The following is a 20,629-nucleotide window of genomic DNA, read 5'->3' as shown; positions in this document are numbered from 1 at the left end:
ATCAAAACCAATTGGAGGGGTTACATTGATCAAGAAAATTTCCATCCTACTATTATTGTCCTTTTTCATCGGAAGCCAGGCATTCGCGGCAGCACCTACGGCGGAGTCCGTACAGGCATCTCTTGATTCCACCTGGGTGATGATCGCCACCATCCTTGTGTTCTTCATGCACGCAGGATTCGCCATGGTTGAATCTGGATTCACACGTGCCAAGAACACCTTGAATATCCTGATGAAAAATGTCCTCACCGTTGCCATAGGTGCTTTAATTTACTTCTTCGTCGGTTTCGGTCTTATGTTCGGAAAGGATGTCGGGGGGCTGTTCGGAAGCGACGGATTTCTATTATCAGGTCGTGAAGATATTGGATTCTTTGTATTCCAATCCGTTTTCGCCGCTACTTGTGCCACCATCATTTCAGGCGCAGTGGCAGAACGCATGAAACTCAAAAGCTATATGGTCCTGACCGTTGCCATGACTGCCCTCATCTACCCTGTTGTCGGTCACTGGATATGGGGCGGAGGATGGATTTCAGAACTGGGATTCGTAGATTTCGCCGGCTCCACAGTCGTCCATTTAACTGGTGCCATGGGAGCACTGATCACCGTCTTGTTCCTCGGGGCAAGATCTGGCAAATATCAAAATGGGAAAGTCAACGTAATTCCAGGACACAACATCCCGATTGGTGCCCTTGGAGTCTTCATCCTCTGGTTTGGCTGGTTTGGATTCAATGGAGGAAGTACTCTTGCTGCCGATCCTTCCCTTGTCCCAATGGTTATCGGCACGACTCTGTTCTCAGCATCAGCCGCCATCATCTCATCTGCCCTGTATACATTGTTCCGTTATAACCGGATTGATCCCTCTCTTACGTTGAACGGCGCGCTTGGAGGACTTGTGGGGATCACAGCTGGCACAGCAAATGTCTCCCTTACAGGAGCCATCATCATCGGACTCATTGCGGGAGTCATACTAGTTGAAGGTGTCACCCTTCTGGACTCTGTCCTGAAGATCGATGATCCGGTTGGTGCCATTGCCGTACATGGAATTTGCGGAATCTGGGGTACCCTTGCAGTTGGACTTTTCGATGTTCAAAACGGACTATTCTATGGAGGAGGCGCTTCCCTTCTCGGAGTTCAATCCCTTGGAGTCATCGCCGTCATTGCCTGGACCACCATTAGCGTAGGCGGCTTTCTCTTCATTGTCACGAGAATTTCCTCTATCCGCGTTTCACAAGAAGAGGAACTATCAGGTTTAGACTTTGCTGAACATGGCTCCAATGCATATGAATTGAAGGATACCTTCTTGGAGCCTGATGTCGCTTCAAGCCCATTCGGCAGTGATCTTGTCGAGAGGCTGAACTCAATCGGCACCCCTTCTTCCGAAGAATCCCTCAAGCAACGCAATAGCATATGACACTGCGAAAGAGCTGTCCATGGGGCAGCTCTTTCATCTTGAAGACAGTAAAGAGCTTCCTGTCGGGAACCGATCCCACAGGAAGCTCTTTTTTACGATATAGTTGAAATGATTTTTTCCTTTTCATTCCCAGATACAAAGTTCTTTTTTGAAAAGACATCATATCCGTTCTTGCGTACTTCATTGAGTATTTCCTTATACAGAAGGGCCGCGCCTTTAACGGGAGCCCTGGAGTAGATCGGATAAAGACCGATCGTTCTCATGGATAAACGGTAATAGTCTTCCGCCAAGCCGGCCATTTCTTCCCAGACGAGACGGAACGCTTCTGTTGTCCGCCCTTCACGAAGGTCTTCCACAGAGCATTCATGCTTGACCAAAAGATCCTGTGGGAGATACAACCTGCCCCGGTCCAGATCTTCTCCGACATCCCTCAGAATATTCGTCAACTGAAGGGCATAGCCGAGATAGATCCCGTCTTCACGCAGGTCCTTTTCTTTGCCGGGCGCGAGGATTGGAAGGAGCATCAATCCGACGGTGCTCGCTACATGATAAGAGTAGTCCAAGACGTCATCCAATGTCATGTATCTCCTGCCGGCAAGATCCATCCTCTGCCCTCTGATCATATCCCGGAACGCTTCCCGGTCCATATTGAAGCGCTTGAAGACATCATCCAAGGCGATCCAGATTGGCTGCTCTTCAAACGTCCCTTCAAGGAATAGCTCAAATTCCTGTTCAAAACGATCCAATACCTCTGGCGGGCTCCCCTCATCCACAATATCATCCGCTCTACGACAAAAAGCGTACACCGCCCACACCGCTTTACGCTGATTCTTGGGCAAAAGGGAAAATGCCCTGAAAAACGTTTTCGAATGATGTTTGATCACCGATTCACAGTGATCGTACGCTGCCGAAATCCTGTTCATCCATGGTCACATCCTTCCTTTCAAATTCCTCTTCAACATATCTCTGCACGGCCTGTTCGACCAGTTTTGCCCCTTGCATCACAATGGGAACACCCCCACCCGGATGAGTCGATGCTCCGACAGCAAACACGTTCTTCTCCGGGAACGGCTGCACCTGTGGACGGAAAGGACCAGATTGTCCAAGGGCAGGGGCTATACCGAAACTTCCTCCTGCATACAGCCCTTCCTGACGGGCCTGTTCAGGCGTCCGTGTTTCCATCCAATTCAACCGTTCCCTCAAATCATCGAATCCGCTCTCTTCCATTGTATCTAAAACATAGGACGAAAGATATCCCGAAGCGTCCTCCCAATCAATCTTTCCAGATGCGGGAACCGGGACCAGAACGTAGAGGACACTATTCCCCTCTGGTGCAAGGGAGTCGTCTACGATGGATGGATTGAACACATAAAAGGAAGGTTCCAATGGTACTTTCCCTTTCTCGAAGATCTCCTTCATATTTTTGGAGAAATGTTCATTGAGGTAAAACTGGTGAAGATCTTTATCAGGATAGGTACCTTTGACTCCCATATAAAACAGGACGCATCCGGAAGAAGGCGTATATTTTTTGTCGGATGGACGCTCCATGAGGGAGTGAGTCCCAGGGAAGTCACCATTCACTACGACGGCATCCGCCATAAAGTTCCCCTCACTCGATCGAATGCCTTCCGCCTTGCCGTCTTCCACAAGGATTTTCTCCACAGGACACGACGTTTTGATCTCTACTCCGAGTCTCTCGCACGCCTTCCGTATCGGTTCAAGGATACTTGCATACCCACCTTTAATATAGTAGATTCCGTGCTTATGCTCACTAAATGATACGAGACTATAAATGGCTGGAGTGGAATAGGGATTCCCACCTATATAGAGTGATTGCAATCCGTATGACATCTGTAACCGCTCATGGGCAAAGTATGTTTTCAGGTTCGACATGACCGTTCGATATGCTTTGAGCTTAATGAGGGAGCCGATTGTCTTTGGATTCACATAGTCTTTTATGCCAAGGAAGGAGGACTGGAGGAATTGTGGTTCGCCGATGGAAAAGCGCTCATCCATATCCGACATGAACCTCTTGAATCCTTCCTCATCACCCGGGAACTCCCGCCTGATTTCATCCAGCTGCGTTTCAAGATCCGCAAATTTCCGGTAAGTCTGCCCGTCGGGGAAGTGGATCCCATAGAGGGGATCACAGCGAATGAGTTCGATTTCATCTGTATTCACACCCGCATCAGAAAGAATCGACATCAACATGTCAGGCAGAAGGACGATCGTCGGGCCTTTATCAATCTTGTAGTCTCCCTTGGTTATAAACGCAAGCCTGCCTCCAATCTCCTCATCCTTTTCAAAAATCGTCACTTTGTGACCATTCTTCGCAAGGAGCAGCCCTGTAATCAACCCACCGATTCCCGATCCCGCTACCGCCACCTTCATAGCGCTTCCTCCAATGCCCTGTGAGCGCCTGAAGTTTGGGAGGCATCTTCCTTCATCATGATGGCTGTAGTGATCCTGGCCGATTCAAGTATCGTCGGCAGTCCGCTGCCCGGATGGGTGCCGCCGCCGACAAGCCAGCAGTGATCGAGTTCCTCGAATTTGTTATGAGGTCTGAGAGCCATCATTTGCGTGAGCTGATGACCAAGATTGAAGGTCGCTCCTTTATAGATATTGAAGTCGGTCTCCCATTGATGGGGGTCAAGTACCTTCTCGAACCGGATATGACTCCGGATATCCTCGAGACCCGCTCTCTCCTCTAGAGAACGAATGACGAGCTCCTTGAAGGTTTCTTGATTTTCTTCCCAATCGATCTCACTCATATTATTCGGTACCGGGGCCAGGACATAAAGCGTAGAGTGTCCCTCTGGCGCGAGGCTAGGATCAGTGACGGAAGCATTTTGAACATAGATGGAAGGATCTTCTGATAAAGCCATCGTTTTCGTGATCTCTTCTACATTTTTCCTGTAGTCATCGGCAAATATGATTGTATGGTGAGGCAGATCATATTGTTTATCAAGACCGAGGTAGATCATGAAGGTGGAGCATGAATATTTTTTCTTTGAAAGCTTTTCTTTGCTGTACTTCTTCAGCACACCGTCATCCACCAAATTCGTCATCACGTGAGCGAAGTCGCCATTAATGACCACTTCATCGGCTGATACCTTCTCCCCATTTTCGAGGATGACCCCTTTGACGTTTTTCCCTTCAAGCCAAAGCTTTTTGATTCCCGTCGAGAGATGGATCTTTCCTCCGCTCTCTCTTACGACTTTCGCCATCGCTTCTGAAAGCTGATTCACCCCTCCAATGGGATGAAAGACACCGTACTCGTGTTCCATGAAAGAAAGGATGGAGAAAGCCCCGGGACACTCCCAAGGTGACATACCCAAATATTTTGACTGGAAGGTAAATGAAAGTCTCAGTTCGTGATCGGTGAAGTAGTCACTCAGCACGCTGTAGAGCGACTTACCGAGGGAAAGCTGAGGCAGGGCCCGAAGGACTTTCCAGCTGATATATTGATAGTACTGGTCCATCGGGCTTTGAAGGATGGGTTTCAAGCGCTCCATCTTCTTGCGGGTGTCATTCATGAATCGCTCATACCCTTTTCCATTCCCGGGGAAATGGCGTTCAATTTCCTCTTTCAGCCGCTCTGGATCCCTGTACATCTTCACATCTTTATCTTTGAATTTCAGCTCGTACATCATAGGCAGCTCCTTCAAATCCACATAATCGTGAAGGTCTTTCCCCGCCGCTTCAAAAAGTTCCTCCGCAATTTCCGGCATGCCAAGGAACGTCGGCCCGATATCGAATGTGTATCCGTCTTGTTTGATGGCACCGTTGCGACCACCAACAAAGGAATGCTTTTCATATACGTCGACTTCATATCCTTTACTGGCCAGAAGCATGGCAGAAGCCAAACCTCCAGGTCCCGCTCCGATGACAATCACATTTTTGGACATCTTGTCTTCCCCCTTATACAAAGTATATACAATACCTGAACATTGATTATAAATTAAGTATACATTGCTTTTTTCATGGGCACAAAGATTAACACTCTATTTTACTAACAAATTTCTTTTTTGCCATATGTAAAAATAGTCATATGAGGTATCTCTCATAGTTTACCCTCTTTTTTCTCTTTAATGATTCATATGTGCAAAAGATTATTTTAATCACGAATCCGCGAGTCGAGTACCTCCGCTCCTGCTGCAACAGGACATTTCCATAAAAAACATCCCCGGACAATTGTCCGGGGATCGTTGGCTTCAGGAAACGATTTTAATATTGTAGGTCTTGAACCAAACATGGATCTGTGCCAGATGGGCAAGAAGCTGCGGACCAGTCATGAGTTGACCGTACCACGGGGTCTGGAATGCTGCGCCCCCGGATTGTACGATGTCCTTCAGCTTTTCTTCATCGAATATGGTATGGAGGACACTTGTTTCATCTTCCAAGATCTCTGACAGCCATCCACGTACAAGTTCCGTATACTTTGGGTGATGTGTTTTGGGATAAGGACTCTTTTTGCGGTAGAGCACCTCATCAGGAAGGATGCCCTCAAGTGCTTTCCTTAGAAGGCCTTTTTCCCTCCCTTCGTGATGTTTCATCTCCCAAGGGATATTCCACGCATATTCTACGAGACGGTGATCGGCAAACGGCACCCTGACCTCGAGGCTCGCCCCCATGCTCATGCGATCCTTCCGGTCCAGGAGGGTCGTCATGAACCATAGCTGATTCAGATAGAACATCTGCCTCCTTTTCGCCTCTTCTTCCGATTCTCCTTCAAGCAAAGGGGTTTCTTCCACTGTATCCTTGTACCTTGAAAGTACGTAGTCTTCGAGATTGAGCTTGTTGCTCCACTCTTCCTTCAGGAGTCCCTGCCTTTCTTGCGTTGAACGCATCCAAGGGAATCCTTTGCGATTGAAATCATCCTCCCGGTGGAACCATGGGTATCCCCCGAAAATTTCGTCCGCGCACTCGCCCGATAGACCGACCGTGAAGTCCTGTTTGATTTCCTCACAAAACCACAATAGGGACGAATCAACATCGGCCATGCCGGGTAGATCTCTTACCAGGACGGCCTCCGTGAGGTATTCCTTCAGCTTTTCTTGATCGATGACGCAGCTGTGATGAACGGTTCCGAATTCCTGGGTCATTTGATTGATCCAATATGCATCGGCATTGGGCTGGAAGGCATTGGCCTTGAAGTGTTCATCATTTCCTTCGTAATCGATGGAATACGTATGGAGCTGCCCCTTCCCTTCATCCCTGTAGCAACTGGCAGCCACAGCTGTGATGGCACTGGAATCAAGACCACCTGATAAGAAGGTGCACAGGGGCACATCCGATACTAGCTGCCTTTTGATTGCATCCGTTACGAGGAATCTCACTTTTTCTACGGTCTCTTCGAAAGAATCTGTGTGCTTCTCACTTTTCACATTCCAGTATCTCCACTTCTTCACACCTTCAGGACCGAAGCTCATGGCGAATGCCGGGCGCAGTTCCTGTACCCCTCTGAAAACACCATGCCCAGGGGTCCTTGATGGCCCGAGACCCAACACTTCCTTCAACCCTTGAAGATCGATCTCAGGTTCTATATCAGGGTGGGCCAGCAATGCTTTTATTTCTGACGCAAATAAGAGACCACCGTCTTTCTCGGTATAAAAGAGGGGTTTAACACCAAGGCGATCACGGGCAAGGAAAACCCGCCCTTCCTGTTCATCCCAGACGGCAAAGGCAAATATACCGTTCAAGTGATCAACGCACGCTTCCTTCCATTCGATATAGGATGTGAGGAGGACCTCTGTATCCGAATGCCCCCGGAACGTATATCCCTTTCCTTTCAATACGTCCCTGAGATCTTCCGTGTTATACAACTCACCGTTATAGCAGATGGTATAGGATTTCCCCTCATGCTGGATGGACATGGGCTGCCGTCCGCCTTCCGGATCGACCACGATCAGTCTCTTATGACCGAACAGGACATGTTCACCGCCCCAAAGATTATTCTCATCGGGCCCCCGCTTCGATAATGTTTCCGCCATCTCCCTAACAATCCCTCGTTCACCTGTCAGATTTCGTTCGAAATGTACCCATCCTGTGATCCCGCACATGGTCATCATCCTCACTTTCGTAGAAAACTGCTCTTCGACATGTAGATTATCTTATGCTTCTAAAGGGAAATGGTTAATTGACTCAATCAATTTTATATGAATGAAATATGATAATAATGATAAGTAATGTAGTTAAGGAGGGATATTCATTTGAGCAATATTTATCGATCGAACATATTAAAATCCCAAAAGCGGGCATACTCCGAAGGGACCGTGCTCTTAGAAGATGATATATGGTATTTCTTTGAGATAGATGCCGAAGAGGAGTCGGAACTGGATTTTTATCTTCATCAGGAGCTCAGACTGTACAGGGACGATGAATGGGTCACGGGGGTCCTGTTGGAAGACGGCATCCTCGCAACCCCATATGAGAAGTTCAGAATCGAGAGCGGAGATCGGATCTTGATCAAGAAAAGCATCTTGTTCTCCCTCGAAAACCTGATGGAGGAAATATCGGATGACGCATTCAACCAGTTCATCACCACATTGAATAATCTGAACTATTCCATTTACGATTGTATTTTTTGTCACAACCACCTGGTATTCCTCGGAAACCAGAAAATCAAACAGGGCGTGAATTTCATCACCTTCGACAATGGGGACGAAATCTGTGCGGTACAACACCACTTCACCTACTACAAAAAACAGCGCGACCGCTTCGAATTCACCCTCAGCACGGGTAAGAGGATCGTTATCGAGAATATCGTGAAGTAATAACGGCGGGAAGACCAACAAAAGGAGAAGCTACGAGGCGTTTTAGACTTAAAGAACAAAAAAACCGTTGCCCATGTATAGGCAACGGTTTTTTGCTTACGCCAGGAAGTTGATTCCCAGTGGAAGCTTAAATCCAAGGTAGAGAACAATCAAAAGGGCAATGACCAGCAATATAGAGGCCACCTTCGTACTTTTCCCTTTATTCAAGCGCACGAGGATAATTTCGAACATGGCAATTACCCAAATGCCGACCAACCCTTTGACACCGTAAAGGGCAGGATCAATTCCTTGGTGTTTCCAGAACAACAGTGCTCCGGTCACAATGATCAGGATGTAGAATAATCGCAGGATCATATGTACAATCTTCATTGCTTTAGCATTCCCGGCTCTGTGAAGCCCTAACGCTACAAAAAACAAGATGATGGCGATCGCCCATGTCGTAATATGAGCATCCGTTCTATCAAACATGTGAACCCTCCTAAAAAAGAGTATATGTACGCTCATAATATTACCATAGTCCGCCACCATTCCAAAATTTTATCTAGGACTGTAACCGATTTGTCAATTTTCCTACCGATTCCACTTCGATTTCAATCAGGTCGCCGTGCTTCAGGAATTTGGGAGGATTGAAGCCTTTCCCTACTCCTGCCGGGGTACCCGTCGCTATCACGTCACCTGGCTCGAGGGTCATCCCTTTTGACAGGATCGAGATGATGTCGCTGATCTTGAACATCATATTGCTCGTGTTCGAGGATTGTCTGACTTCCCCGTTGACCTTTGTGGTGATGGACAGATCGTGAGGATCACCGATTTCGTCCTTCGTCACAAGATACGGGCCCATAGGACAGGTTCCATCGAGGCTTTTACCGAGGAAGAACTGACCGTGCTTTTTCTGCAGGTCCCTCGCCGTGATATCATTGAGGATCGTGTAGCCGAAGACATGGTCCATGGCGGCTTCCACAGAAATCCCGCGTCCGCCCTGCCCGATGACCACGGCAAGCTCGCCTTCATAATCGAGCTGTTCCGTAAGCTCATCATGGACAGGGAGCTCTTCCCCTGATGCAGCCAGAGTGGTTGGTGCTTTGGTGAAGATCATGATGTTTTCCGGTGCATCTTCTGCCCCCATCTCGATGGCATGGTCACGGTAATTTTTACCCACGCACATGATATTTTTACCGAGTGACGTGAGGGGCGGGAGCAGACGGATCGCATCGGAATCATACGTGTGCCTGTCAAGGGCATCCTCATCCATGGCATTCCATGCTTCCTCAATCCTTTTTACGAATCCATCCCCTTCCGCGATTCCACTCCTCACATCCATCGGCAGCGCGTGTCCTTCTCCGAGCTCGGTGCTGGCCGCGAATACATCCACTACCCCGTTCTCACTGCAAATCCCATACGATACACGATCATTTTCCGCAAAGCTGACTAATTTCATCGTTTACTCCCCCTTGGTTTGATGGTACCTGTCAGTAGACAGATTTCGCTTCCCGTAGCTCAGTAACCGCCATACTTTCTCTACTGGTCCGTATTTGAAATACGTGAGCCAGATCTCTGAGAAGATAACCTGGACGATATAGATCCCGATTGCGAGGAGAGTCCCTGTCGTCAGGGTGACTTCCCCATAGAGTCCCAGTCCATAAGAATAGAAGATAAGGGTCCCGATGATCGATTGAAGCAGGTAGTTGGTCATCGACATCTTCCCCATTGACGCAATGGGCTTGCTCCACTTCAAGATTTTTTGGTTCTGCAATAATAATGAGAGTATTATTGCATAAGATACTGATAAGAACGGACCTCCCAAGAAATCCTGGATATAGCCATAGGCCGTATTGGCCTCGATCAGAAACGGTAGTGATTTGATCGCAGTCCCGATCACCAATGTGGAGATCCCGATCCACAGCCAGGCTTTCTTATGTAAGGCGATTTTCTCCAATAATCTCAGTTTGCTCGCCCCTGCTCCGATCAGCATCATGGGCAGGATCGAAAGACCAAGGAAGATAAAGTTCCCCGGACCGTTCACCGCATACCAGTCAGAAAAGCGCTGACTCATGATGTCGCCGAATGACCCGTTCCCATAAGCGGCAACCGAATTCTGAAGTGACGCGATATCCGTGTAAAAACTTACCCCTTCAGGATCGACGAATGTCATCAATACGAGCAAAGAGCTGAAAAAAACCTGAGGCAAGATCAGCATAGCGCCTCCCAACATCATGAGCCATTTACCAGTCATGTTCATGAACAAAAGGAGCATCAGCCCGAATACCGCATAGTTGATGAGGATGTCACCCGACCAGATAAAAAAGGCGTGAAGGCATCCGATGACCAGTAAAATCAACAGCCTCCGGATCCCGAACATATAAAAGGATGTCCCTTTTACATCGGCCCGGATCTTTTGTATACCCAAACCATAGCCGAAAAGCATGGCGAACAGCGGATAAAAACTGGCTTGGACAAAGATATCGATCCAGGGATACAACGCTGTATCACCGGCCGTTTTCCACCAGGAATACGGGTCCATATAAAGAAATGGTGAATGGAATGAGATCATATTGATGATCAAGATACCAAGTAGTGAAAAACCCCTTATCACATCGAGGCTGATTATTCTTTCCGATTGACTCACAGGTGATAGTCCCGCCATGAATCGTCCCCCTTTCTTAATCTCTTCTACTCTAGTGTACATCGAAACGGTCGATTAGGCGATTGTCACTTTTGCAAAATTCTCACATACATTGGTACTAATTATTGATAAACAAAGGTGTGAGTATTTTATGCCCGCGATCGTAGGCTTCGCCCAGGTGATCAGCATTGGTTCGAGCGGTGTTTTCCATATAGGTGACGTATTCAATATCAGCCCCATTTCAACGGCCAAAACCTTTGCAGGAGCTGGATCCTTCATCACCGGACGCGGAATATCCGTCTATAACGAAAGCTCCCTGACGTACACCGTGGATGACGACACGATGGACCAAGGGATTATCCTAAACGTTTAAGGATGTGGCGAGATGAATTACTATGTGCAGCAGTCCATCCAAATCCAATTCATCAAAATCGGCGGAATGTCCAATTCCTCGGTCCTTCAGATCGGGACGTGTGGACAAATCGCTACAAATGATTACCTTTATAATACAGGCGGATTCACCGAACCTGCTCCACAAGCACAAAAGAACGGGGGTACGGGAGGCCAATCACAATCCGTACCTCCCTTTGTCCCTCTTCAACCCCCAGGCGAATCGTAAGGAAATCACGCGGCACTGAAAGAGGTGGTACCATGAATAATTACTATATGACCCCACAACAACTCTATCAATATATTGAAAATCTCCACTCAAAGATTGCCGCGTTAGAAAAAAGGATGAATGATCTCTCCGCTGAGCTCCAGAATATGAGGGACTCTCCATCAATCAACGTGGAGAAAATCGAATATAAATTCGATCAGCTCAAGGTGGAGTCCCTTGATGGCACATTGAACATCGGACTGAACCCGAACTCGCTGAAAGAAACCATCGAAGATCTGGCGGTGGAGCAAAACGTGAACGTCAAGTCCATGCAGGATCTCGGGCCCTATAAGGCGAGGCTTGCTGAAGCAGTCGGGAGGTATATCAAAGAAGAACTTCCCGTCTTGATTCAGGATAACGAAATGCAGTTCCAACGTTCTTTGGATCCCCAGTATCATGATATGATCCAACAGGACCTCCTGAATCAAATGCCGGGAAGAATCGAATTCTATCTTGAAACGATCCCCTACATGGAGGGCCGCCATACGAAAGAAGAATGGGAAGCGAAAGTGCTATCCCGGATCAAACAGGATATCCAAACGGCTCTGTACACCTTCATGTCTCAAATGCCAAACAATATGGAAGGGATGAATCAACATGAACCTCCAGGTAATCAATAGGGAATTATCCGTCGGAAACATTGATATTGCGGGGGTCGCAAGCTCTTCCCTCGTGCTGATCGGAGATGCAGACATCATTCAGCTCACCTCAGCTTTTGACACCCCTGCTGAATCCTTGATCATCGGACCTTTTGTACCCCTGACCCCGAAAGGATGACCATGCGCTATTCCATCGTGAATCAACTCAAAGGCATCACCCTGGCATTCAGCTCTTTTTACCAACTGGGGGATACGCGGAACATCGATTCCGTGTCATGGGCATACGCCGTCCAGCGGGAGAAGGAATTCTTCCTTTCCAGTGAAGGGAGCTACGATTATCGGGTGTTCCAATCCCCCATTCAGAAAGCCCCCATTGATCCAAGAGTAAACGTCTCGCGGTTGAACCTTTGTCCCATCAAGGTCAATCGCTTATTTGTAAAAGCAACGGCTTTCTCCTCCATCGTACACGTCGGGAATGTTTCTCTTGTATCCATGGATGCCAGAGTAAAACATATCCGCCAGCTGGAAGATGCCGAGGGAAGCACCGGTCAGACGCAGTCGGAAGAAATCGAAGGGTCCAATTAACCTTTTCCATACACTCACATAGGCTAAGGATGATAGGACTTACTCGCGACAGGAGATGGTAGATATGCCAGCATTAGTCGGACCCGTCTCGATCCTGAATATCGGCGGGGGTAACGTACAGTTCGGAGACACGGGAATCATTTCCCCCAAAAATGCTTCTAAAACCTATGGTGGCTCTGGAGGGTTCAACACCGGTCCATTCCAGCTCACCTACAATGTATTCAGCGCCACAACCACTTTTGACTGCAACGTAGTCGACCAGCCGATTGCCGGCAACAACTAAAAAGCCAAAAGCCCCGTCTCGGGCTTTTGGCTTTTTGGGTTCATTTTTATTTTTTCTTTCTCCGTTCCCTGCTTTTCCTCGTTCTGACGAGTTTAGACGATGGTTGCTTCCTGATCCACTTGATGAACGCGGATATCTTCGGGTCATGACGAAGGGTTTCGATGGTATTCAGGCGGATCCCAAGCTCCTCATTCGTATAGAGGGAATGGATTTGTTTATGACAGGGGATGCAAAGTTCAGCCGTCGGGAGAAATGTTCCCCCCACCTCTTTCGGTGTAAGATGATGGGTGGTCGTCTCCACATCGCGTCTGCCGCAGAGCTCACACATTTGGTCCTCAGCCATAGGTGTCTCCCCTCCCTTTTCGTTACATGTAGGATACCCTTCAGATTTCGAGGACATGCCCGCCATCGAAGAAGTAAAGGAATTTCTCTTTCACAGGTTCCTTCCAGATGGATTCGAGGGCGCGGGTATACAGTTCGATTTGGACCCTGTACCGCTCTTCCAGGACCGGCCTTGCTTCTTCGAATCCATTCTCGTATCGATCGTGGATTCCATCCGTCTTGTAGTCGAGAAGGATGAGACCTGTCTCATCCCGGAACACACAGTCAATCACCCCTTGGACCAGAACCGTTTCTTCCGGTGCGCCTTCTCCGTCGAGGGTGATATCCCTAAGGGGGACGCTCATACTGAACGGGATTTCCCGTTGGATTTCACTTGCATTCAACAACCGGGTCCCGACTGGAGTATGGAAGAATTGCTCGATGCGTGAGGCATCGATGGAGGAAATCTGTTCTTCCGTCATGATCTCGCGTTTGAGAAGGTCCTCCAGCAGACTGCGAATGTCAGCTTCGTCTGGTGTCGATCCATCAAGGGTAAGATGCTGCATGACAGCATGCATGGCCGTACCTTTTTCTGCCGGTGAGAGGTCCTTGGACTGCATGAATTTCGGACGTTCATATACCGGCTTCTGGTGTCTTCTCAGAATATCGTTGCTTGCAGCTTCATCCTTGATCTCCACCATCCGCTTAAGCTCGGAAACGGACTGCTTGGACCTGAGACTTGTAGCCCTCTCATGCGGATACGTCCAGGAGAGGCGGTGAAGCACTTCCTCTTCGAAAGGTGAATTCATCCCCATCTTTTCCGAGGCTTTGACGGTGTCCATCCAGTCCTGTGATTCCCCTTTATCATCCCCCGATTCTTCCATAAGGTCTGCTGCCTGGAATGTGGTGATCTTCCAAGAGGATGGATGATCGGCAATATCATTCGTCCCGGCGAGCCCCTCTGCTCTCAGTGGGTCTCCGTCCCTGTGGCGAAGAACTGCCGGCCCTATCCAGTCGAGGTACGAAAGGGCTTTTGAACGTTCATGGTCGCTTAGCAACCACTCTTCCGTTGTGCCTCCGCGCTTCCAGTTATCAAGCGTCTTATCAATGTTTTTGACTGTCCCGACGAGATACAGCTTCTCTTTCGCCCTTGTGAGGGCTACATACAATACCCTCATCTCTTCAGAAATCGCTTCTAGCTTCTTCTTTCGCTTGAAGGCAAGCTGCGGAAGGGACGGATAGCTGATCCGCTTTACCGGATCGGTGTATTTCGCCGCCAGCCCGAGATCCTTATCCAGAAGGTAAGCAGCATTCAGGTCCATGAGGTTGAATTGCCTCGTGGTCCCTGCCACGAACACAACCGGGAATTCAAGTCCTTTACTTGAATGGATCGTCATCAGCCTGACGACATCTTCCTGCTCGCTTAATGCCCGGGCAACCCCGAGATCATCCCCTCTCTCCCTCATCCGATCGATGAATCGAAGGAATCGGAACAGCCCCCGGAACGATGTTTCCTCGTACTGCCTTGCACGGTCATATAAAGCCCGCAGATTCGCCTGGCGCTGCTTTCCGCCAGCCATTCCGCCTACGTAATCATAAAATCGCGTATCCCTATATAGCTGCCAGATCAGTTCCGTTACCGAGCCCTGCCTTGCCTTGGTGCGCCAGAGTTCCAAATGATACAAGAACACGCGGACCTTTTCGTACACTTCTTCATCCCGTTCTCCCTGAGGTCTCTTTTTCGCAAAGGATTTCATTGCTTCATAGTACGATCCGGCTTTAGAATGGATCCGGATCCTCGCAAGTCCCTCTTCATCTAGGCCAACCACCGGTGACCTCAAGACCGATGCCAGGGGGATGTCCTGATACGGGTTATCGATCACCTTTAAAAGCGAGAGCATGATTGCCACTTCGACGGCATCGAAGTAACCGGTGGACAGATTGGCGTAAATCGGAATCCCGTGATGCTTGAACTCTTCCATGATTTCCGGCGCCCACGGCATCGAACGGAGAAGAATGACGATATCACGATATTCGACCGGACGATCCGTACCGCTCTTGGCATCATGTATGAGTGTACGGCCTTCGATGAGCTCTTTGACTTTCTTCGCCATGAATCTTGCTTCCAGCACAGATTTTTCGGTATCCTCACTGTCGAGGGGATCATCGCCTCCTGTCTCCTGTTGAATCAGTGCAAGCTCTACAGGATAAGGCTCGTCCGCCGGATACGGGGCACCTGGAACCAATTCCGCTTCCCGGTTATACTCCATTTCCCCGACATTCATGCCCATGATCTGTTTGAACAGGAAATTGGTCCCGTCCAGCACTTCCTTTCTGCTCCTGAAGTTTTTGGAAAGGTCGATTTTCATTCCCGTTCCGTCACTGCCGAACCGGTTGTATTTATCCAGGAAAAGATTTGGTTCAGCCAGGCGGAAGCGGTAGATCGACTGCTTGACGTCCCCTACCATGAACCGGTTCCCTTTCCCTTCATCCGCTTCGGTGATCAGCCTCAGAATGGACTCCTGTACCATATTGGTGTCCTGATATTCATCAATGAGGACCTCTTTGAACTTCTCCTTGTACTCCATCGCTGCCGCTGAGGGAATCAATTCCGCACTTCCTGGCTCCCTGAGGATATCGAGGCAAAAATGTTCAAGATCGGCAAAATCGACAAGACCTTTTTCTTCTTTAGCTTCTTTGAAGCGGATGGCAAATCGGGAGACAAGTTCCGCCAACGTGACGATGACAGCCTGCATTTCTCCCATATCCTTCAAAAATGAATCCGGTCGGCGGGAAAAGAAATCTTCCTGGATCTTCTCTACCATCTTCTTCCCTTGATCACGAAGGGCCTTTGCACGATCCACCAGATCTTTGTTGAAGTCATCTCCACGGCATGGTTTCAGTTTAGTGAAATGGAGGGCTTGAATCCCTTCGTAAAGAGCTTCCCATGACTCCTTCTGCTTGAGCTGAAGCATTTCGACGATACCAAGGTCATCGAGGAAGTTTTCCGCCCGTGGTGATGGGCCTCCAGGCATACGGCTCATGTTCAATGCCTGCTGAAATACATCCTTTGCCCCTTCAAGCTGAAGGGATATATCCCTGTGGAGATAGTCGGCAATCGGGAGTTGATCGATACTCTCCACCCCTCCCACGCCATACATTTCACCAAGTCCATTCAGCCACAGGGACGGTGCGGGATGGGACCGGGAGAAATCATAAAGCTTGAGAATCATATCCTGAAGGGCTTTATCGCTCCGGTCACTCGTAAACGTATCCACCAATGTATAGAACGGTGTATTCCCTTCCTTCCCATACTCTTCTTCAAACAGCTCTTCCACCACTTCATCCCTGATGAGATCTCCTTCGGTCGCATCGGCAATCCTGAAGCCGGGATCAACATCGATCAAATAATAGTATTTCCGGATCACCTCGAGGCAAAATGAATGCAGGGTGGAAATCGATGCTTTATTCAATAAACTCAGCTGTTTTCTCAAATGGGTGGAATGGGGGTCGGAGTCGATGGCTTTTTCAAGGGCCTGACCGATCCTGTGCCTCATCTCGGCCGCGGAAGCATTCGTGAAGGTGACGACCAGCAGTTCATCGACATCCAATCCGTCTTGACCTGATACGATCCGCTGAATGATACGCTCCACGAGCACCGCCGTTTTTCCTGATCCAGCCGCGGCCGCCACAAGGACATCCTGTCCTTTTGCCCAGATGGCCTTCCACTGATCATCCGTCCACGTTGCTTCGTCTGGTTTTACAGGTATATGATGACTGCTCATTGATCAGCCTCCTCTCTTATCTTCGCCATGATGTCTTCGGTCTTTGCCTCGGGCAATACTCTGTATTCATTTTCCTCAAGGGACTGATCGAATTGGCAGACGGGTTTGTAAGAACAGAACTGACATGGTGTCCGGTCCTTCAGTTTATATGGGGCAATGGTCGTTTCACCGGAAACGATCCGGTTTCCTGATGATTCATACATTTTCCTTACATGATGACGCATGAACTGGAAGTCTTCTCCCGATGCCGCCTTCGATCTTGATGACAGGGATCCGTCCTTTTTGATCCCTGCGGAAATGATGTCTGAATTCCCCGTATCCAACGTCTGGTCCATGAGGCGGATCACATCGCTGTCCCCTAGCACCAATCCTTTCATCTTGAAGCTTTTGAAAATCTCCTGTTCAATTTGATCAAGGGTAAGGAGCTTCTTGCTGTTGATCAAAGGATTATGCACATGGAAATAAAGGACCCCCGCAGGTTGTGCTTCCTTTCCTACAAACTGCTTGGAATTACTCAAGACGATATCCAGGTAGGTGAGCATCTGCAGGGCTAGCCCGTAGTACACCTCGGTCATGTCCAGGTCCCTGGCGCTCGATTTGTAATCGACGATGCGCAGGTATACACCGTTCTGGTCCTCTGCTTTATCCACCCGGTCGATCCTTCCCTGAAGCTCCATCTGCGTTCCGTTGCGCAGTTTGAATTGGAACGGGGGGAGCGTCGCTTGTGGTCCGAACCCAAGTTCAACGCCGACAGGAACGAATCCACTGGCTTTCGCATGTTCGCTTAGGATCAAATTCGCCCGCCCGATAATCTGTTCAAGCTTCTGCGCAATATAGTTGTAGCGATTGGAACTGAGGAGGATTTGATGCTGCAGTTTCGGCGCAAGCATCGTCACGGCCTCCTTGGCCAGGCTTAAGCACTGGTTTCTGGAGAGCGATGCCCAGCTCAGACCGGCACGCTCCACTTCTTCCGATATCCATTTGAGCGCAGAATGGAACATCTCCCCTATATCAGGTGCCTCCAGTCTGAATAATTCCCGCTCCCTCAGCTTCAAGCCGTGGCTTGCAAAATGGGAGAACGGACAGCCGTGGAACATTTCCATTCGCGAGACGCTGGCCAGGATATGTTCCCCGTATAGGTCCTTGCTCGACTCATCGGTCAAATCGGCCGATTCATTGCGATGGAACAAGCTCGAGAGTACATGACTGGTATGCCACTTCCATTCATCGGAGGTGACGTAGTAGTCGTATACATCCCACCAAAATTCAAAGACCGGGTATCCCCGCTTCTTCTGCTGAAGCTGCGTCGTCAAATGGGCAATCGATACCCCGGGATGGCTGACATAGTCAAGCTGCCCTCTTTCGTCAAGCTCCGCCGGATCATTGACGACAAGGGAATGCCGTGCTGCGGGGAACAGTTCCTTGAGCCTCTTGATGAGGGGTGATGGCAGGAGGGCCTTTCCCTCTTCATCGGCAATCGGATAGGAAATGATCAATCGTTCACCCGGTGTTGTGAACGCTTTATATGCAACAAACTCTTCGTCGAGTAGCTTCGTCCTACTCCTTGGCCCGACTTTCATACCTGCGATTTGCAGGGTTTCCCTGTCTTCATCCGACAGGATACCGTCTTCGGTCACTTTGGCAGGGAGTACCCCTTCGTTCACGCCGATGACAAACGCGGTTTTGATATGGGCTAGCCTTGATTTCTCCAGGTCGGCAATGATGACCTGATCGATGGCAGGCGGTACGAGGGAAAACTTCATCGCTTCCATTCCCGTATCGAGGATCGAGGCGAATGCCTTCACACTCGTCTTTTCTCCTCCAAGGATCTCCACGTATTGATCGAGGAGATCCATGACAGCGGCCCACGCCTGATCATGCTCCCTTGCGGCGACCAGATCGCCATTCTCTTCCGCCTCCATACGCTTCCGCTCAAGCTTCGCTGGAATATCAAGTTCCTCGAGATAAGCGAATAGCGTTTCGCAGTATTCCTGCCCCGTCTTCTGCTTTTTCAACCGTTTTGACAGGCGGATGATAGGGGCGGAGATGAAGAGTCGAAGCTCATTGATTTCATGCTCGATTTCTTTTTCTTGGTCGGTCTGAGGGGAGTCCACATGTTCAAGTCCCCTGAATCGGCGGTACTTCCACCTGTCCTTCTTCACCCACCGGTCGCCTTTCACCCCATGGGCCAGGACGTAATTCTCCAATCGGTCCATCTTCTCCCTGAGCTCCCCCGGTTCCTCGTGAAGGGGGAATAATAAATCGGTCTTCACTGCCCGGAATACGGGTTCGTACCTCCAATTGGAAGAGATGATTTCAAGAGTGGATCGGATCAGCTCAATCAGGGGATGATTGAGCATCGTCCGTTTTTGATCGAGGAAGTATGGGATATCATGGTCTTGGAAGATCGTTTCGATTTTGTCCCTGTAGTCCACTCCGTTCCTGACAAGGACGGCGATATCCTTATACCGGTGATCCCTTCCGCGTGCAAGCTCCCGAATTTTTCGTGCAACCCCCTCGATTTCCGCCCGGCGATTGGACGCTTCCATAAATTCAATGCGATCGCCATCTGCATCTGAAGGGATGACTGGTCTTGTCTCATAGTGCTGTTCAAGATGGGCAAGCGGTCCGCTCTGATAGCGGATCGGCGCCTCCATCACTTCTTCTTCCACCGGTATAGAAGCCGCGATACAGCCCTCCCGTATGATCCCGTATGTTTCACTCGTCATCCGGAAGAGGCTTAGTTCGTTCTCAGGGAGTCTCACTTCCTCCGCATCCGCTGTCAGGGCAATCGTCACCTTGCGCGTGCGCTCAATGAGCTGCTGGATGATCCTGTATTCCTGCGGGGTGAAACTATGAAAACCATCTATGTAGACGACTGCATTCTGCAGGAGATCGGAATGTTGGATCTGATCGGAAAGCAGTTGGAAGTAGTCTTCCGAATCAAGGTATTTTCCCAATAACGCTGACTGGAATTCTTCGTAAATCAGCTCAAGATCCGCAAGCTTATCCCGGAGCACCTTTTTACCCATGCCGTTTTCTTTAAATGAGGCAAGGTCACCCGGTTCGATGCAATAGCGTTTGAACTCCGTGAGCATCGTTTCCACATGCCCGATGAAACCGGGTTTTTCCGAAGACTTCCGGAAAATGCTCAATTCCCCTTTATTCTCTTCGATGATTTTCCTGATCATCATATTGAGCCCCACGTCGGATAAATGATAGCGGGTCATGCCTCCTGTCTCCTGGAGGATCTTCCACGCAAGACGTGTAAAACTGAAGACCTGTGCACGGATCATGCCGTTCAGCCCCGGTGTGTTCACGAGCTCGTATTCCGATATGAAGGACATCTGGTCAGGTACGATATAAAGGATCGGGGCGCCTTGTGGACGTTCCCTCAGTTCTTCTTTTATTTCTCGCAATATGCGATGCGTCTTCCCTGTCCCAGAGCGTCCGAGAATGAATCTTACCGTCATCTCCCTCACTCCCTTTCCGTTATACTCTTAGTCTATCCGGCGAGTAACATGTTTTTTTAGATAGGTTCATTATAATATAGATTGTCTATAAAATATGCTAATCCGCCTGATTTCC

General features: G+C 49.1%; 18 protein-coding genes. 8 read left to right on the top strand and 10 right to left on the bottom strand.

Features of this window, described 5'->3' with window-relative positions; translation table 11 throughout:
• Window positions 1-25: 25 nt before the first annotated feature.
• Window positions 26-1,411 (top strand): ammonium transporter, encoded by a 1,386-nt coding sequence (locus ABJ225_RS00930; RefSeq protein WP_218245721.1) that lies wholly within the window; start codon window positions 26-28, stop codon window positions 1,409-1,411.
• A 92-nt stretch (window positions 1,412-1,503) separates the two neighbouring features.
• On the opposite strand, the gene ABJ225_RS00925 is transcribed toward ABJ225_RS00930, so the two are convergent.
• The 4 genes from ABJ225_RS00925 to asnB all read right to left on the bottom strand — a co-directional run bounded on the left by ABJ225_RS00925 (window position 1,504) and on the right by asnB (window position 7,473).
• Window positions 1,504-2,334: a phytoene/squalene synthase family protein gene (locus ABJ225_RS00925; protein ID WP_218245720.1), complete on the bottom strand. Its 831-nt coding sequence runs from the start codon at window positions 2,332-2,334 to the stop codon at window positions 1,504-1,506.
• Window positions 2,300-3,802, bottom strand: coding sequence for a phytoene desaturase family protein (locus ABJ225_RS00920; RefSeq protein WP_347318001.1), 1,503 nt, complete (start codon window positions 3,800-3,802; stop codon window positions 2,300-2,302). Before ABJ225_RS00920 ends, ABJ225_RS00925 begins: the two co-directional genes overlap by 35 nt.
• The gene (locus ABJ225_RS00915; RefSeq protein WP_347317999.1) at window positions 3,799-5,319 is read right to left on the bottom strand and encodes a phytoene desaturase family protein; all 1,521 of its coding nucleotides are present in this window, start codon (window positions 5,317-5,319) and stop codon (window positions 3,799-3,801) included. Before ABJ225_RS00915 ends, ABJ225_RS00920 begins: the two co-directional genes overlap by 4 nt.
• Window positions 5,320-5,625: 306 nt before the next feature.
• A complete protein-coding gene (asnB, locus tag ABJ225_RS00910; protein ID WP_347317997.1) occupies window positions 5,626-7,473 on the bottom strand; it encodes an asparagine synthase (glutamine-hydrolyzing) in 1,848 nt (615 codons plus the stop codon).
• Window positions 7,474-7,623: 150 nt separating this feature from the next.
• Here asnB and ABJ225_RS00905 point away from each other — a divergent pair, with 150 nt between their 5' ends.
• Window positions 7,624-8,187: a DUF2777 family protein gene (locus ABJ225_RS00905; RefSeq protein WP_347317995.1), complete on the top strand. Its 564-nt coding sequence runs from the start codon at window positions 7,624-7,626 to the stop codon at window positions 8,185-8,187.
• Between the two features lie 96 nt (window positions 8,188-8,283).
• On the opposite strand, the gene ABJ225_RS00900 is transcribed toward ABJ225_RS00905, so the two are convergent.
• The 3 genes from ABJ225_RS00900 to ABJ225_RS00890 all read right to left on the bottom strand — a co-directional run bounded on the left by ABJ225_RS00900 (window position 8,284) and on the right by ABJ225_RS00890 (window position 10,831).
• Window positions 8,284-8,655, bottom strand: a complete 372-nt coding sequence (locus ABJ225_RS00900) for a YisL family protein (RefSeq protein ID WP_053427579.1) — start codon at window positions 8,653-8,655, stop codon at window positions 8,284-8,286.
• Between the two features lie 73 nt (window positions 8,656-8,728).
• On the bottom strand, window positions 8,729-9,625 hold the full coding sequence (locus ABJ225_RS00895; protein ID WP_079515800.1) for a fumarylacetoacetate hydrolase family protein: 897 nt from the start codon (window positions 9,623-9,625) through the stop codon (window positions 8,729-8,731).
• Between the two features lie 3 nt (window positions 9,626-9,628).
• Window positions 9,629-10,831, bottom strand: a complete 1,203-nt coding sequence (locus tag ABJ225_RS00890; RefSeq protein ID WP_347317992.1) for a DUF418 domain-containing protein — start codon at window positions 10,829-10,831, stop codon at window positions 9,629-9,631.
• A 130-nt stretch (window positions 10,832-10,961) separates the two neighbouring features.
• Here ABJ225_RS00890 and ABJ225_RS00885 point away from each other — a divergent pair, with 130 nt between their 5' ends.
• The 6 genes from ABJ225_RS00885 to ABJ225_RS00860 all read left to right on the top strand — a co-directional run bounded on the left by ABJ225_RS00885 (window position 10,962) and on the right by ABJ225_RS00860 (window position 12,935).
• The gene (locus ABJ225_RS00885) at window positions 10,962-11,183 is read left to right on the top strand and encodes a spore germination protein (RefSeq protein WP_048004366.1); all 222 of its coding nucleotides are present in this window, start codon (window positions 10,962-10,964) and stop codon (window positions 11,181-11,183) included.
• Window positions 11,184-11,195: 12 nt separating this feature from the next.
• Window positions 11,196-11,429, top strand: a complete 234-nt coding sequence (locus tag ABJ225_RS00880; protein ID WP_048004367.1) for a spore germination protein GerPB — start codon at window positions 11,196-11,198, stop codon at window positions 11,427-11,429.
• Between the two features lie 32 nt (window positions 11,430-11,461).
• Window positions 11,462-12,088 (top strand): spore germination protein GerPC, encoded by a 627-nt coding sequence (gerPC, locus tag ABJ225_RS00875; protein WP_056537940.1) that lies wholly within the window; start codon window positions 11,462-11,464, stop codon window positions 12,086-12,088.
• Window positions 12,066-12,245, top strand: a complete 180-nt coding sequence (locus ABJ225_RS00870; RefSeq protein ID WP_048004369.1) for a hypothetical protein — start codon at window positions 12,066-12,068, stop codon at window positions 12,243-12,245. The genes gerPC and ABJ225_RS00870 overlap by 23 nt, the downstream gene beginning before the upstream one ends.
• A gap of 17 nt (window positions 12,246-12,262) precedes the next feature.
• The gene (locus ABJ225_RS00865; protein WP_347317989.1) at window positions 12,263-12,652 is read left to right on the top strand and encodes a spore germination protein GerPE; all 390 of its coding nucleotides are present in this window, start codon (window positions 12,263-12,265) and stop codon (window positions 12,650-12,652) included.
• A 64-nt stretch (window positions 12,653-12,716) separates the two neighbouring features.
• Entirely contained in the window at window positions 12,717-12,935 is a 219-nt protein-coding gene (locus tag ABJ225_RS00860) for a spore germination protein (RefSeq protein WP_048004371.1), read from the top strand.
• 46 nt (window positions 12,936-12,981) lie between these two features.
• Here the strand turns inward: ABJ225_RS00860 and ABJ225_RS00855 are convergent, their stop codons facing one another.
• From ABJ225_RS00855 to addB, 3 genes are read right to left on the bottom strand one after another with little or no spacing between them, the layout of a single operon-like run.
• Window positions 12,982-13,278: an HNH endonuclease gene (locus tag ABJ225_RS00855; protein ID WP_347317987.1), complete on the bottom strand. Its 297-nt coding sequence runs from the start codon at window positions 13,276-13,278 to the stop codon at window positions 12,982-12,984.
• 40 nt (window positions 13,279-13,318) lie between these two features.
• Window positions 13,319-17,041, bottom strand: a complete 3,723-nt coding sequence (addA, locus tag ABJ225_RS00850; protein ID WP_347317985.1) for a helicase-exonuclease AddAB subunit AddA — start codon at window positions 17,039-17,041, stop codon at window positions 13,319-13,321.
• Window positions 17,038-20,514, bottom strand: a complete 3,477-nt coding sequence (gene addB, locus ABJ225_RS00845; RefSeq protein WP_347317983.1) for a helicase-exonuclease AddAB subunit AddB — start codon at window positions 20,512-20,514, stop codon at window positions 17,038-17,040. Before addB ends, addA begins: the two co-directional genes overlap by 4 nt.
• Between the last annotated feature and the right edge of the window lie 115 nt (window positions 20,515-20,629).

Origin of the sequence: Rossellomorea sp. RS05, from assembly GCF_039822645.1 — a bacterium.
GTDB classification, from domain to species: Bacteria; Bacillota; Bacilli; order Bacillales; family Bacillaceae_B; genus Rossellomorea; species Rossellomorea marisflavi_B.
Note: the sequence above shows the minus strand (reverse complement) of the source record. Positions and strands in the feature narration are given on the sequence as shown.